General features: G+C 64.0%; 8 protein-coding genes. 1 reads left to right on the top strand and 7 read right to left on the bottom strand.

The annotated features are described in order from the left end of the window. Positions 1 to 5 precede the first annotated feature (5 nt). The 3 genes from EAH75_RS18950 to EAH75_RS19685 form a co-directional block, all read right to left on the bottom strand. Positions 6 to 1,484, bottom strand: coding sequence for a PLP-dependent aminotransferase family protein (locus EAH75_RS18950; RefSeq protein WP_140655989.1), 1,479 nt, complete (start codon positions 1,482 to 1,484; stop codon positions 6 to 8). A gap of 466 nt (positions 1,485 to 1,950) precedes the next feature. Next, the gene (locus tag EAH75_RS18945) at positions 1,951 to 5,052 is read right to left on the bottom strand and encodes a TonB-dependent receptor (protein WP_428993526.1); all 3,102 of its coding nucleotides are present in this window, start codon (positions 5,050 to 5,052) and stop codon (positions 1,951 to 1,953) included. 194 nt (positions 5,053 to 5,246) lie between these two features. Then, positions 5,247 to 5,870, bottom strand: a complete 624-nt coding sequence (locus EAH75_RS19685; protein WP_161596239.1) for a YdaS family helix-turn-helix protein — start codon at positions 5,868 to 5,870, stop codon at positions 5,247 to 5,249. Between the two features lie 503 nt (positions 5,871 to 6,373). Between EAH75_RS19685 and EAH75_RS18935 the strand changes: the two genes are divergently transcribed. Next, positions 6,374 to 6,691 carry a hypothetical protein gene (locus EAH75_RS18935; protein ID WP_140655999.1) on the top strand — a complete coding sequence of 106 codons (318 nt, stop codon included), beginning with the start codon at positions 6,374 to 6,376 and terminating at the stop codon, positions 6,689 to 6,691. 208 nt (positions 6,692 to 6,899) lie between these two features. On the opposite strand, the gene EAH75_RS18930 is transcribed toward EAH75_RS18935, so the two are convergent. The 4 genes from EAH75_RS18930 to EAH75_RS18915 form a co-directional block, all read right to left on the bottom strand. Further along, positions 6,900 to 8,990, bottom strand: coding sequence for a prolyl oligopeptidase family serine peptidase (locus EAH75_RS18930; RefSeq protein WP_205043293.1), 2,091 nt, complete (start codon positions 8,988 to 8,990; stop codon positions 6,900 to 6,902). Positions 8,991 to 9,123: 133 nt separating this feature from the next. Next, the gene (locus EAH75_RS18925; RefSeq protein WP_140656006.1) at positions 9,124 to 9,657 is read right to left on the bottom strand and encodes a hypothetical protein; all 534 of its coding nucleotides are present in this window, start codon (positions 9,655 to 9,657) and stop codon (positions 9,124 to 9,126) included. 219 nt (positions 9,658 to 9,876) lie between these two features. After that, positions 9,877 to 11,931 (bottom strand): sodium-translocating pyrophosphatase, encoded by a 2,055-nt coding sequence (locus tag EAH75_RS18920; RefSeq protein ID WP_140656009.1) that lies wholly within the window; start codon positions 11,929 to 11,931, stop codon positions 9,877 to 9,879. 174 nt (positions 11,932 to 12,105) lie between these two features. Further along, complete coding sequence (locus EAH75_RS18915) at positions 12,106 to 12,513, bottom strand: RcnB family protein (RefSeq protein WP_140656012.1); 408 nt, start codon at positions 12,511 to 12,513, stop codon at positions 12,106 to 12,108. Positions 12,514 to 12,602 lie beyond the last annotated feature (89 nt).

The following is a 12,602-nucleotide window of genomic DNA, read 5'->3' as shown; positions in this document are numbered from 1 at the left end:
CGCGTTTACGGCATGCACCGGCGTTGCCGAAGCTCGACCGGTTGATCCCCGAGTCGCCGGTCGAGCTCGTCCAGGCAGTTGCCCAACAACTGCATCGCTTCCCGCAGTTCCTGCGCCGACAGGCCGCAATACCCCAGCAGCAGGCCCGGCCGCGCCGGTGCATTGAGGTAATGCGGCGCCATCGGATACAGGCCCAGGCCGCGCGCGTGCGCAAGGTCGACCAGTTCCTGCACTGCCGCGTGGTCATAACCGGGCAACCAGGCGACCACGTGCATGCCGGCGGAGGAATCGACGATCTCGACCCGTGCTCCAGCGTAGTGCTGCAAACCGCGAATCAGCTCCTCGCGACGGGCTTTGAGCTCCTTGCGGGCCAACCGCAGATGCCGCTCGAACCCACCGCTTTCCATGAAGTGCGCGAGGGCCGCTTGTTCGATGCCCGAGCAGCCAAAGTCGCTGAGGAACTTGGCATTGATGAAGTCCTCCCGCAGCGCCACCGGCAACACCATGTAGGCAAGTCGCAGGGAGCCGAACATGACCTTGGAAAAGGTGCCGACGTAGATCACGCGGTCGTCCCGGTCGAGTGATCGCAGGGCGGCCAGTGGCTGGGCGCGATAGCTGAACTCGCCGTCGTAGTCGTCTTCGAGAATCCAGCAGCGCTGGGCATGGGCATGGCGCAACAGTTCCAGTCGCCGTGGCAGCGACATGGCGGCACCGGTGGGGAACTGGTGCGACGGAGTTACGCAGATCAACGGCGGCGAAGGCTTTGGCAGTGCGGCGCAAAGCAGGCCTTGTTCGTCGACGGGGACGCCCAGTACGCGTGCACCATGCGCGACCATGGCCTGGTAGACCCCAAAGTAATGGGGCTCCTCAAGCACCACCGAATCGCCTTCGTTCAGCAGCACCCTGGTGGCCAGCGAGAGTGCCTGCTGGGTTCCGCTGACGATCAGCACGTTCTCGGGCACCGTTTGCACGCCACGTCGGCGAGCCAGGTACTCGCATATCTGCACACGCAGGGCCAGCAGGCCTTCCGACGAGACTCCGTTGGGTGCCGTATAGGCGGCCGCACGTGCCAACTCCCGTCCCCAGATCTCGCTGAGGTACGGATTGATCAGGGGATTGCCGTATTGCAGGTCGTAGCGCACATCGCGGTGGGTGCGGGCAATCGTCCGGTCCTGTATCAGGCGTGCCCGGCTCGCATAGCGCGAAGGCGCGACAATCGAGCGCACGGTCGGCGGTGGCGGGTGGTTGGTCTGCAATGCGGCCACGTAACTGCCCGAGCCAGTCCGCGCCTCGATAAAGCCTTCGGCGCGCAACTGCTCGTAGGCGGCCATCACGGTGGTACGCGACAAACCCAGCTCCTGCGCAAGCTGCCGGGTTGGAGGCAGTCGTGAGCCGGCGCCCATGCGGCCGCTCAGGATGGCGGCCCGCATCGCACGCGTGAGCTGGGAATACTGCGGGCCGTCTCCGTCAAGAATGAGAAACATGCCAGATCTCCGAGGGGTTTCAGAAATGCTGTCGTTGTTGGATTGCAGCCAGCACGCAGGGGGAATACGCACTGGCCTGCGAGCGAGTTTAGGTATTTCGGCAGCGAGCGTCGTGCGGCAGAAGTCATTGCATGGGCAGATTCGATGAAGCTGCCGAGATGGTCAGCAATGCCCGCCGAAAGTCATCGATTGGCTCGGAATGGCCCGGCTTGTGCCGGGTTAGCGGAGACCCGCGCGGGATGACCGGTATTCGGGATCGGCCACGATGGGGCATGCGCATGACGCGCTGGGCCTGCTCCATGCGGCAGACATTGTCTGCCGCGTACGGCGCGCGACGCCGCGGCCGAGCTGCGCGATACATCAACAGTCGAACCTGGCATCCGGGAAACCTTCAATGGACGGGTTGAAAAAAAGGGGCACCGCCGGATCCCCGGCGGTGCCCCCGTTGCTTACGCTTCCTGGTGGGTCAGAAGTCGTAGTTCACGCCAAAGCGCACGTAACGCGGTGTCTGCGCGGTGAACGGGCGCATGTAATTGACGTTCTGGCGTGCATAGGTCTGCGTCGTTTCCTGCTGGTCAAGCACGTTGTAGACCATCACGTTGAAACCCAGTCGCCGCTGAGCCCATTCCGGCCGGTATTCCGCACTCAGGCTCAGCAGGTAGGTCCACGGGTTGTGCGTCTCGCCCGGCGATGAAGGCTGGCCGTTGCAGAAGTGGTAGTAGGTGCCGTAACCGAGTCCCGGGTTGGTGTTGTTGGCATACAGGCCAAGGCAGCTCTTCGGCGCGCCCGACATCACCGTCAGGTTGCCGGAGAGCATCCACGCCGGGTTCAACTGGTAGGAACCGTACGCCTTGATCTGGTGACGCCGGCTGTTGGCCAGCTCGCCATTGGCGTAGTCCATGATCTGCGCGTAATCCCAGTCGGACGTGGCCGACACGTCGGTCTGGCCGACATCGGTCTTCACCTGGCCCTCGCTGTTGCCGTAGCTGCGCGACCACAGGTAGTCGATCTTGCCCTGCCACTTGCCGTCGAACGGATGCTCCAGGTAGACGTCCAGGCCGTAGTACTTGCGCTTCATCGTGGTGTTGAAATGGAAGTCGTTCTTCCAGTCCATCTGCACGTTGTAGTAGCCGCCGGCCAGCTTCGGGATGTTGAAGTACGAGGTGCTGCCCGGGTTGATCAGGATGCTGCCCGGTACCTGCGTGGCGTCATAGCTGTTCGGATCGATGCCCATCGCGTTCATCTTCGCGATGATCGATACGTTGTCGGCAACGTCGTCGATGGCATTGCGCAGGTTGCGATAGGTCGCCTTGGCGCCGTATACCCACGAGTCGTTCAACTTCTTGTCGAAACCGAGGATGTATTCGTCCTGGTACTCCGACTTCAGGTTGGTCGAGGCCGCGGTGCGGGGATCACGTCCCTGGCCATATTCGCCGTTGTTCGACAGCGGCTGCCCGGCGCCGACGCTGGTGTCGATCGGGGTCAGGCCGGTGGGCACGCCATTCGCGTCGATACCGGTGTAGGTGTAGTAGGTGCTGGTGTACAGCGAGGTACCGGCCGAACGCTGCGCCACGCTGCTCGGCAAGGCGAGGTAATAGCGGCCGGCATTGCCGTAGACCTTCATGCTGGAGTCGCCGTTGACGTCCCAGCTGAAGCCCACGCGCGGCGCCCACTGCGGCGAGGTCAGGCGCAGATAGGGCTGGCCGTCGCCACCGTAGTTCGTGAACTGGTCGTTGCGCAGACCGATCTTGACCAGCCAGCGGTCGTTGACCTGCCAGCTGTCCTCGATGTACTGCGCCCGCTGTGCGACGCGGAACGAGCCGTTGTCGTGATAGCGGTACTGGTAGACGTAGTAGCCGTTGGTGCCCGGGCCGGCCGCAGCCACCCACGGGGAGTTGTGCCAGTCGGCACCTGCTGCGGCCGTTCCCGGGCCGCCCAGGATGTACTGGTTCGGCAGCGGGTTGCCGTCGCCATCGGTCATCTGGTCGTAGTACCACGCATAACCGGTACCGTTGGGCGGGAAGTACGTACCCGCGTCGACATTGGCCGAGTTCTGGTTGTCGATACCGGCGGTCAACGTGTGATCACCCAGCTTGTAGCTGATGTCGACGCGCAGGTTGGTGTTGGTCGAGCGATGCCCCGGCAGGTTGATCGTCGACACCGTCTGGTTGTTGGTGATGATGTCGCCGCCGGTGATGGCCGGATTCTGGTTTTCCGGGTGGAAAAGGTACGGGTTGGTCGGATCGAATCCGGGCGTGTCGCTGTAATAGGTGCCCTTCATCTTGCCGTACAGCGCGCTCACCGTGAGGTCGTCGGTGATGTAGCTGGTGAACTTCGCCGAGTACAGATCGGCACCGTTCTTGGTCGAGGTGGCGCCGCCGACGTAGTCGGTCTGCTTGCCACTGTCGTAGTCGTAGTTGTAGGTCGTGCCCTGGTACGAGTCCTTGCTGGAGGCGCCGGTCAGCTCCAGCACGTTGCTGTCGTTGATGTTCCAGTCCAGCTTGCCGTACCACTTCGGCCGATCCTCGCGCGTGTGCGTGATGAACGGCGCCGTCACCGGACCCACGCCGCGGTCGACTGGGCTGTTGGAGTCGCCGAGGCCCTGTTCGCGCTCGGCTTCGACGGCGGCGAAGAAGAACAGCTTGTCCTTGATCAGCGGGCCGCCGACGTAGGCATCGACCGTGGTCGTCCACGACTTGTTGTCGCCGCGACGGCGATAGATACTGCCGCGCGAACCGTCACTGTTGACGTAGTAGAAGTTCTTGGGGTCGCCTTGCAGGTCGGTAGGTGTCCATTGCACCTGGCCACCGAAATGCCACTCGTTGGTGCCGCGCTTGCCGACCTGGCTGATCACGCCGCCATCGGAGCGGCCATACGCCGCGCCATAGCCGCCACTGAGGACTTCCTGCTGATCGATGGCGCCGTAGGGCAGGGTCAGGCCGCCGAAGCCGCTCAGCGGATCGGTCGTGTTGAAACCGTTGATGTAGTACGCGTTCTCGACGACCGAGGAGCCGCCCAGCGAAACCACCGAGCCGCCGGTGGTGCTCAGGCCGTTGAACAGGCCGCTGCCTTCGACCACGCCCGGCGCGAGCAGTGCGATCGCCTCGGCGCTGCGTGCCAGCGGCAGGCGGGCCAGTTGTTGGGATGTGATGACGGTACGGGAGTCGACACCGGTTACGTCGATGGTGGGCAGGGCATTGGCCTGCACGGTGACCGCGGTCAGCGTCTGCGCACCCGCGGCGTTTGCCGCAGCGAAGGAAACCTCGGTACCGGCCCCCACCCGCATGGTGATGTGGGAGCGCGAATCGACAGCTTGCCCGGCACGCTGCAGAGTCACGCTGTAGTCGCCGAGCGGAAGCGAGTCCACGGTGTAGTGGCCGCTCGCATCCACCGCGACCTGGCGGGATATGCCGGAATTGCTGCGAACCAATACCGTCTCGCCGCTACCCGTGGGTGCCTGGCCGAAAATGCTGCCGGTAGTGGCCTGCGCATGGGCCGGCGCAGACGCGATGGTGCCGTACAGGCCCAGCGTGACTGCCACGGCCAGGCTCAACGCCTGACCCGCCATGCGCTGCTTGCGTGGCTTGTGTTCAATGTTTCTGCGGTTACTCATGTAAATCCCCGTCTCTGTGGTGATGAAAATCGGACCCGGAAAACAGGAATCCCTGTCCACCCTGGAATGGAAATTCCGTGGCATGGGGTCCGGTTTGTTTGCGTGGACGGCCGCAGCTCGTCACACGGGTTTGGTGTTGCCCCAACGATTCAGGCAATCAGCGCGCGGTTTCGGCGGAGCTGATCGCTGAGCGTGCTGTGGAAGCTCATGAGGCGATTGACATGGGTAGCGTCGCAGGCATGGCTGAGGATGTCGTAAAGCTCTGCCACCCGGTCGGCGCGGGAGTTCGGATCCAGCGACCCGCCGATGAGCCCTATATACGACTGCAACAGGCGCAAGCTGTCCGCGAGGAGCCTGGAATCGAGCCCCGCCATCCGCACGGTGTCGGGTGCCGAGTGCGCCGATGGCGACGAGGTGCTCGAGATCGGTTGCGGAGGCGGTGAGTTTTCCGGACCGACTTTCATGGGGCCTTCGCCTGCAACCAGCCAGAGCACCGACACGCCAAGAATCTGCGCCATGGTGATGCAGCGCTCGCGCGAGATGTCGCTGCGTCCATCGCGCCAATTGCGTACCGCTCCTTCGGAAAAACCGCAGCGTTCGGCGAGCGCCGAGACACTGCCCTCAAGTTCGATCAGCTGTTGCATGCGCGCAGCCAGATCGCCCGCGATGTTCGCCACGCGTGCTGGCGGTGATTCATCCGTGCGCGGCCCGACGGCATGCACTCTCGCGGTCTGTTTCAGCGAGCCCATGCGCGTGATCAGGTCTTCACGCATCAGCGCGGCTGCATGGCCACGCGCCATGTCCGCGCGCGGTGGAACGGGTTCGAGGCACGGCGCAATCGTCGGCATCGTGGTGATCTCCGTGATGGGGAATGCAGCCGCGAGGCTGCAAAACGAAGCATCTTTTTTTTGGGGGGGAGGGGGACGAATGTGTAGCGATGTCAATGATTCGTTACAAAAACGTCTGATTTGTAGCGTAGGTACCTGCATCGACTCGATACATAGCCAATTGTCGGAACCTGGGTGATGCCAATTCATTGGGCTCGCAGGCGCTATTCGTGCCGAACCATGCGCTTGGGGACTCGCGCCGTCGGTCGTGTGAAAGCTGCTGAAAGCCGCGATGCAAAGCCATCGGCCGGATTGCCCGGCCATCCGCGGTCGCCGGACAAGAACCCACGCCGATCGACCTGGAGATGACGGGGACTACCATTTGTCTGTATGCAAAAAGTCATGGCTTTCAGTGCCGGATCCAGAAGCACAACGCGCCGAAACGAAAGTTGACGCCCCTTTTTACGGATGAAGCGCTGTCGGCAGGGCTTGCCGAATCGCCGGGCGCAGCCGCATCGCCAGATCCATGTCAGCCAGCGCCGCATCGAGTCGGCCACCAGTTGCTGCACGCGGTGTACTACGGGTCGTTCTATTCGACCGCGAGACGGCTCAACACGATCGAACCTTACGCGGCGAGGGATCGCCTGCAGGGCATCGATGCCAACCACGGATGCGAGTCCGATCCCGTACTGGGTCTGGTGCTCGGTGGGTACAGGGGCTTCGCCGCCGATCTGGCCTGGCAGCGTTACACCAGCGTGCGCCGGTAGCCCAGGTCCGCACGCTACCGCAGCACTGCGGCCAGCGCGCAGTTCAACCGGGATGTATCGCGCGATCTGCAGCTGTACTTGGGGCGTGCGCTCCGGGGCGGAGGGCATCGCCGGTCCCGCGGCGAGCTGTCGCGGGATGGAGATCTACCTGAGGCGAGTTGCACGTTCCGCCGTTGAACCGGCCTTGCCGCGGTGCTTCGCGATTGCGCTACTTCAACTGATCCCACAGGAAGTCATACGCCATTGCGTGCATGTGCGCGGATTGCTGGTTGTCGGCGCCAGCGCCGTGGCCGCCTTCGAGGTTCTCGTAGAACCACACGTCGGGATGACCCTGCGCCTGCATTCTCGCCGCCATCTTGCGGGCCTGCACCGGGCCGACGCGATCGTCGCTGGTGGTGGTGTAGAACAGTACCGGCGGGTAATGCACCTCCTTGCTCACGTTCTGGTACGGCGAGAACGTCTTGATGAAGTTCCAGTCATCGGTGTCCGGGTTGCCGTACTCGGCCATCCACGATGCACCGGCAGAAAGGTGGATGTAGCGCTTCATGTCCAGCAGCGGCACTTCGCAGGCGATCGCGCCGAACAGCTGCGGATACATCGTCAGCATGTTGCCCATCAGCAGGCCGCCGTTGCTGCCACCTTCGGCACCGAGATGCTTCGCCGAGGTCACGCCACGCTTGACCAGATCTTCGGCCACCGCAGCGAAGTCCTCATACGCGCGCGGGCGATTTGCCTTCAGCGCGGCCTGGTGCCACTGCGGGCCGTACTCGCCACCGCCGCGGATGTTGGCGATCACGTAGACGCCGCCGCGCGCCAACCAGGCGCGGCCGATGCTGCCGCTGTAATGCGGTTGCAGCGATACCTCGAAGCCGCCATAGCCGTACAGCAAGGTGCGGTTGGAGCCGTCCAGCTGGATGTCCTTCGGCGCGATCTCGAAATACGGCACGCGGGTGCCGTCCTTCGAATTGACGAAGTGCTGGCTCACGCTGAACTTCGCGGCGTCGAAGAACGCCGGCTCCTGCTTGATCGTCTGTGCCGCGGCACTGCCCAGCACGCCGCGTTCGAGCGATGACGGAGTGAGGAAGCTGGTGACGTCCAGCCAGTACTCGTCGCTGTGGTCGGGGTCGGTGTCGACCACGCTGATCGTGCTCATCGCCGGCGCGCCGGGCATCGCCTCGCGCTTCCAGTCGCCGCTGGGCGTGGCCATCAGCGGCGGGGTCAGTACCTCCAGCTGGCTCTTGACGTCGTCCATCAGGTTGAGGATCAGGTGGTGGCGGGTCCAGGCGTATGAGTCCAGCGAGGTATGCGCATCGGGCTGGAACAGCACGGTGAAGTGCGGCTTGCCAGCCATGAAGCTGTCGAACTGCGTCGCCAGCAGCGCGCCGGAGGGATAGGTGGTGCCATCGACTGTCCACGGCGAGCGGATCCGCACCAGCAGCCATTCGCGATGGGCGTCGGCATCCGCGTCGGTGGGCACATTGATGCGGGTGAGCTTGTCGCCGCTGCGCTGGTACAGCTCGCTGTGGAAGAAATCCTTGGCGACGGAAACGAAATCGCGTTCGTAGCCTGGCGTGCGATCGTGATACGCGCTGATCGCGAGGTCGGTCGGTTTGCCTTCGTGCACGGCGGCGGCGACGGACAGCGGCGTACCGCGCTTCCACTGCTTGACGATGCGCGGATAGCTCGATTCGGTCATCGAGCCGGGGCCGAAATCGGTGCCGACGTAGATGGTGTCCTCGTCGATCCAGCCGACCTGGCTTTTCGCCACCGGCAACTCGAAACCGCCCTTCACGAACGCCTTGTGCGGAATGCTGAATTCGCGCACCACGGTAGCGTCGCCGCCGTCCGGCGACAGCGAGATCAGGCAGCGCTCGAACGCCGGCTTCAGGCATTGCGCGCCCTTGTATACCCAGCGCTTGCCTTCGGCCTTGTTCAGCGCGTCGATGTCCAGCAGGACCTCCCACTGGGGTTCGGCCTTGCGGTACTCCTCCAGCGTGGTGCGTCGCCACACGCCGCGCGGGTGCGTCTTGTCGCGCCAGAAGTTGTAGAGATGGCTGCCCATGCGATTGACGTACGGGATGCGCGCATCCGAATCGAGCACTTCGAGGATGCTGTCGCGGGTGCTGGCGAACTCGGCGTTGTCGACGAAGTGCTTCGTCGACAACGCGTTCTGCTGCTTCACCCAGTCCATCGAGCGGGTGCCGCGGATGTCCTCCAGCCACAGGAACGGATCGTCCGTCGACTTGGCTGTGGCCGCGGGCTTGGCGGGCTGGTCGACATGGGCGGTGGCGTTGTTCATGCCGGTCAGTGTGACGCCGAGCGCCAGGATCATCCAGACGTGTTTCAAGAAATTCTCCCAGTCGCCATGACCCTTCCGCACCCTGCGAGGCTGCAGCCGGGAAAGGATGATCGGTGAAGCGTCGTGTTTGAAGTTACTGCGCCGGAAGCGCGCAGTCTTCCCGCGAAACATCCTGTGCGGGGCGGTCGTCTGCCATACGTGAAAACAGCGCACAGGGAATGCCGACCAGTGTCATGAAAGTCGCGATGCAGATCAGTTGCCAGGGCAAGTTGTGAAAGTTCGGAAGTGTGCTCGTCAACAGTGGCGCCATGATCTGGAAGATGACGAAATATGCAGCTGCTCCGTACAGTGATCCACACACAAATGGTCGCCGCCAGAACACCGGGTGGCGCCGGGCGATGGCGCGGTAAAGCGCGACCACGCCCCACATCAGATGACCGTAGACGAGGGCGCCGACCATTGCTGTGACCATGCCGCCGCTATAGGCAGTGTGACCCAGGAGCCATGTGGCTGGCACCTGCAGGACGCGACTTGCAGGCACGCCGTGGCCCGACCAGTAGGTGATGGCGACCAGCATATCCAGCGTGGCAACGGTGTAACCGCCGATCAACAGCCATGGTAAGGCGATCCTGCGACGCGGGATAACGGACGACAGTGCAGTGAACATGATTGATCCTGGCCAGTGGCGGGTTCGTCGGGAGAATACGCCGGGAAGCTGCAAATGCGGAAGGCAGGCACGCTCACAGGCATGGCAATCGAGCGAAGGCAGGATCGAGGGGTTTGACCCTGGCGACGTCCCCCAAGTGGGGACTCCCAGAGAGCCTGCCTGATCGCAGCAGGGAGAGACCCGCATGAGCGGACTCTCCCTGCTGCGGGAACACAACGCTCAGAGAAGTGGAATGAGCAGCAGCGCCACGATGTTGATGATCTTGATCAGCGGGTTCACCGCCGGGCCGGCGGTGTCCTTGTACGGATCGCCCACGGTGTCGCCGGTGACCGCAGCCTTGTGGGCCTCGGAGCCTTTGCCGCCGTGGTGGCCGTCCTCGATGTACTTCTTCGCGTTGTCCCACGCGCCGCCGCCGGTGGTCATCGAGATCGCCACGAACAGGCCGGTGACGATGGTGCCGATCAGCACGCCGCCGAGCGCCTTCGGGCCGAGCAGCAGGCCGACCACGATCGGCACGGCGACCGGCAGCAGCGAGGGCACGATCATTTCGCGGATCGCCGACTTGGTCAGCATGTCGACCGCGCGCGAATACTCCGGCTTGGCCGTACCCGCCATGATGCCGGGGATGTCGCGGAACTGCCGGCGCACTTCGACCACCACCGCACCCGCCGCACGGCCCACGGCTTCCATCGCCATCGCGCCGAACAGATACGGGATCAGACCGCCGATCAGCAGGCCGATGATCACCATGTGGTCGGACAGGTCGAAGGTCATCGCCTGCGCTGCCACGCCGGTGAGTGCCGCCTTGGCCTGGGTCGCGACGTCGAGGTTGTGCGTGTAGTCGGCGAACAGCACCAGCGCAGCCAGCGCGGCCGAGCCGATCGCATAGCCCTTGGTCACCGCCTTGGTGGTATTGCCGACTGCGTCCAGCGGATCGGTGACGCCGCGCACTTCCGGTGGCAGGTCGGCCATCTCGGCGATGCCACCGGCGTTGTCGGTGATCGGGCCATAGGCGTCCAGTGCCACGATCATGCCGGCCATCGACAGCATCGCCGTGGCGGCGATCGCGATGCCGTACAGGCCGCCCAATGTAAACGCGCCCCAGATCGCGGCGCAGACGGCGAGTACCGGCCATGCGGTGGACTTCATCGAGACACCGAGGCCGGCGATGATGTTGGTACCGTGACCCGTGGTGGAGGCGGCCGCGATGTGCTGCACCGGCTTGTACTGGGTGCCGGTGTAGTACTCGGTGATCCACACGATCGCGCCGGTCAACGCCAGCCCGATCAGGGTGCAACCCCACAGATTCATCGCGCCGTGGCTGAAGTCGGGCATCAGCTGGGTGGTGATCGGATAGAAGGCCGCAGCGGCGAGTACCGCCGAGACGATCACGCCCTTGTACAGCGCGCCCATGATCGAGCCGCCTTCCTTCACCTTGACGAACAGCGTGCCGATGATCGAGGCGATGATCGACACCGCGCCGAGCAGCAGCGGATACAGCACCGCATTGGCACCCACTTCGCTGGCCATCAGGCTGCCCAGCAGCATGGTGGCGATCACCGTCACCGCGTAGGTCTCGAACAGGTCGGCCGCCATGCCGGCGCAGTCGCCGACGTTGTCACCGACGTTGTCGGCGATCACCGCCGGGTTGCGCGGGTCATCCTCGGGGATGCCGGCTTCGACCTTGCCGACCAGGTCCGCACCGACATCCGCGCCCTTGGTGAAGATGCCGCCGCCCAGGCGCGCGAAGATCGAGATCAGCGAGCTGCCGAACGCGAAACCGACCAGCGCATGCAACGCCGGCTCGCCGGTGATGCCCATGCGATTGAGCAGCAGCCAGTAACCGGCCACGCCGAGCAAGGCCAGACCGACCACCAGCATGCCGGTGATCGCGCCACCGCGGAACGCTACGTCCATCGCCTTGCTCAAGCCACCGCGGGCCGCCTCGGCGGTGCGCACGTTGGCGCGCACCGAGACGTTCATGCCGATGTAACCGGCTGCCCCCGACAGCACCGCGCCAAGCAGGAAGCCGATCGCGGTCGGCCAGCTCAGAAAGAAACCGATCAGCAGCAACAGCACCACGCCGACCAGCGCGATGGTAGTGTATTGACGGTTGAGGTAGGCACGTGCGCCTTCCTGGATGGCCGCTGCAATCTCCTGCATCCGCTCGTTGCCGGGCGATTGCGCCAGGATCCAGCGCGCGGAAAACGCGCCATACAAAACCGCCACCACCGCACACGCCAGAACGATCCACCAGCCATACTGCTGCAGCATCGGAGCCTCCCCATGGTTGTAAGTGGCCGTCCGGAATGGGCGGTCCCGGGGAGTATAGGCAGACGTTGACGCGCAGGCTGTTGTGCGGCGCAGCGCATCGGAGCCGCGGCATCCACCCAAGAAAAGGGCCATGCACGAATGCATGGCCCGGGGGTCATTCGCCTTGATGCGGACTCAATGCAAGGCTACGTCCAGGATGATGCCGGTGGCGATGGCGACCAGCAAGTAATCGTTGTCCGCGCGCACCCAGTGATAGCCGCGCGGTGGTTGACGCAGGCGGTAATAGCCGTAGTTGCGTACGACATAGGTCGGGCCTTCGTAACGATGGCCGCGCTCCCAACGATGCGGATGACCGTAGTAGCGCGGGCCTGACCGGTAGTAGCCGTAGCGACGGTGATCGTCACGATCCCAGCGGCGATCGCCGCCATGCCAGCGGCCGTTGTCATGGCGGCGATCGTGGCCGTGGTGGTCGCGATCATGGTCACCGTGTCCACGGCCATGATCCTGTTCGGGAGCGGCCAGTGCGAGACTGCCGGTGGAGAACAGGGCAAGGGCGATGAGCAGGCGGTTGATGAGCTTCATCTGGGGTCTCCTCCCTGGGGTCATGGCCGCAACAGTGCGGCCTTTGACTCGGATGGGATGGATCGTAGGAAGCTGCGGCTGAACAGAGT

It is taken from the genome of Rhodanobacter glycinis, assembly GCF_006438785.1.
GTDB lineage: Bacteria > Pseudomonadota > Gammaproteobacteria > Xanthomonadales > Rhodanobacteraceae > Rhodanobacter > Rhodanobacter glycinis_A.
This window is presented reverse-complemented; position numbering and strand designations above follow the sequence as displayed.

Bases quoted from the DNA above. Each gene is read 5' to 3' on its own strand.
- EAH75_RS18950 (WP_140655989.1), bottom strand. From the start codon at position 1,484: ATGTTTCTCATTCTTGACGGAGACGGCCCGCAGTATTCCCAGCTCACG.
- EAH75_RS18925 (WP_140656006.1), bottom strand. From the start codon at position 9,657: ATGTTCACTGCACTGTCGTCCGTTATCCCGCGTCGCAGGATCGCCTTA.
- EAH75_RS18920 (WP_140656009.1), bottom strand. From the start codon at position 11,931: ATGCTGCAGCAGTATGGCTGGTGGATCGTTCTGGCGTGTGCGGTGGTG.
- EAH75_RS18930 (WP_205043293.1), bottom strand. From the start codon at position 8,990: ATGAACAACGCCACCGCCCATGTCGACCAGCCCGCCAAGCCCGCGGCC.
- EAH75_RS18945 (WP_428993526.1), bottom strand. From the start codon at position 5,052: ATGGCGGGTCAGGCGTTGAGCCTGGCCGTGGCAGTCACGCTGGGCCTG.
- EAH75_RS19685 (WP_161596239.1), bottom strand. From the start codon at position 5,870: ATGCGTGAAGACCTGATCACGCGCATGGGCTCGCTGAAACAGACCGCG.
- EAH75_RS18915 (WP_140656012.1), bottom strand. From the start codon at position 12,513: ATGAAGCTCATCAACCGCCTGCTCATCGCCCTTGCCCTGTTCTCCACC.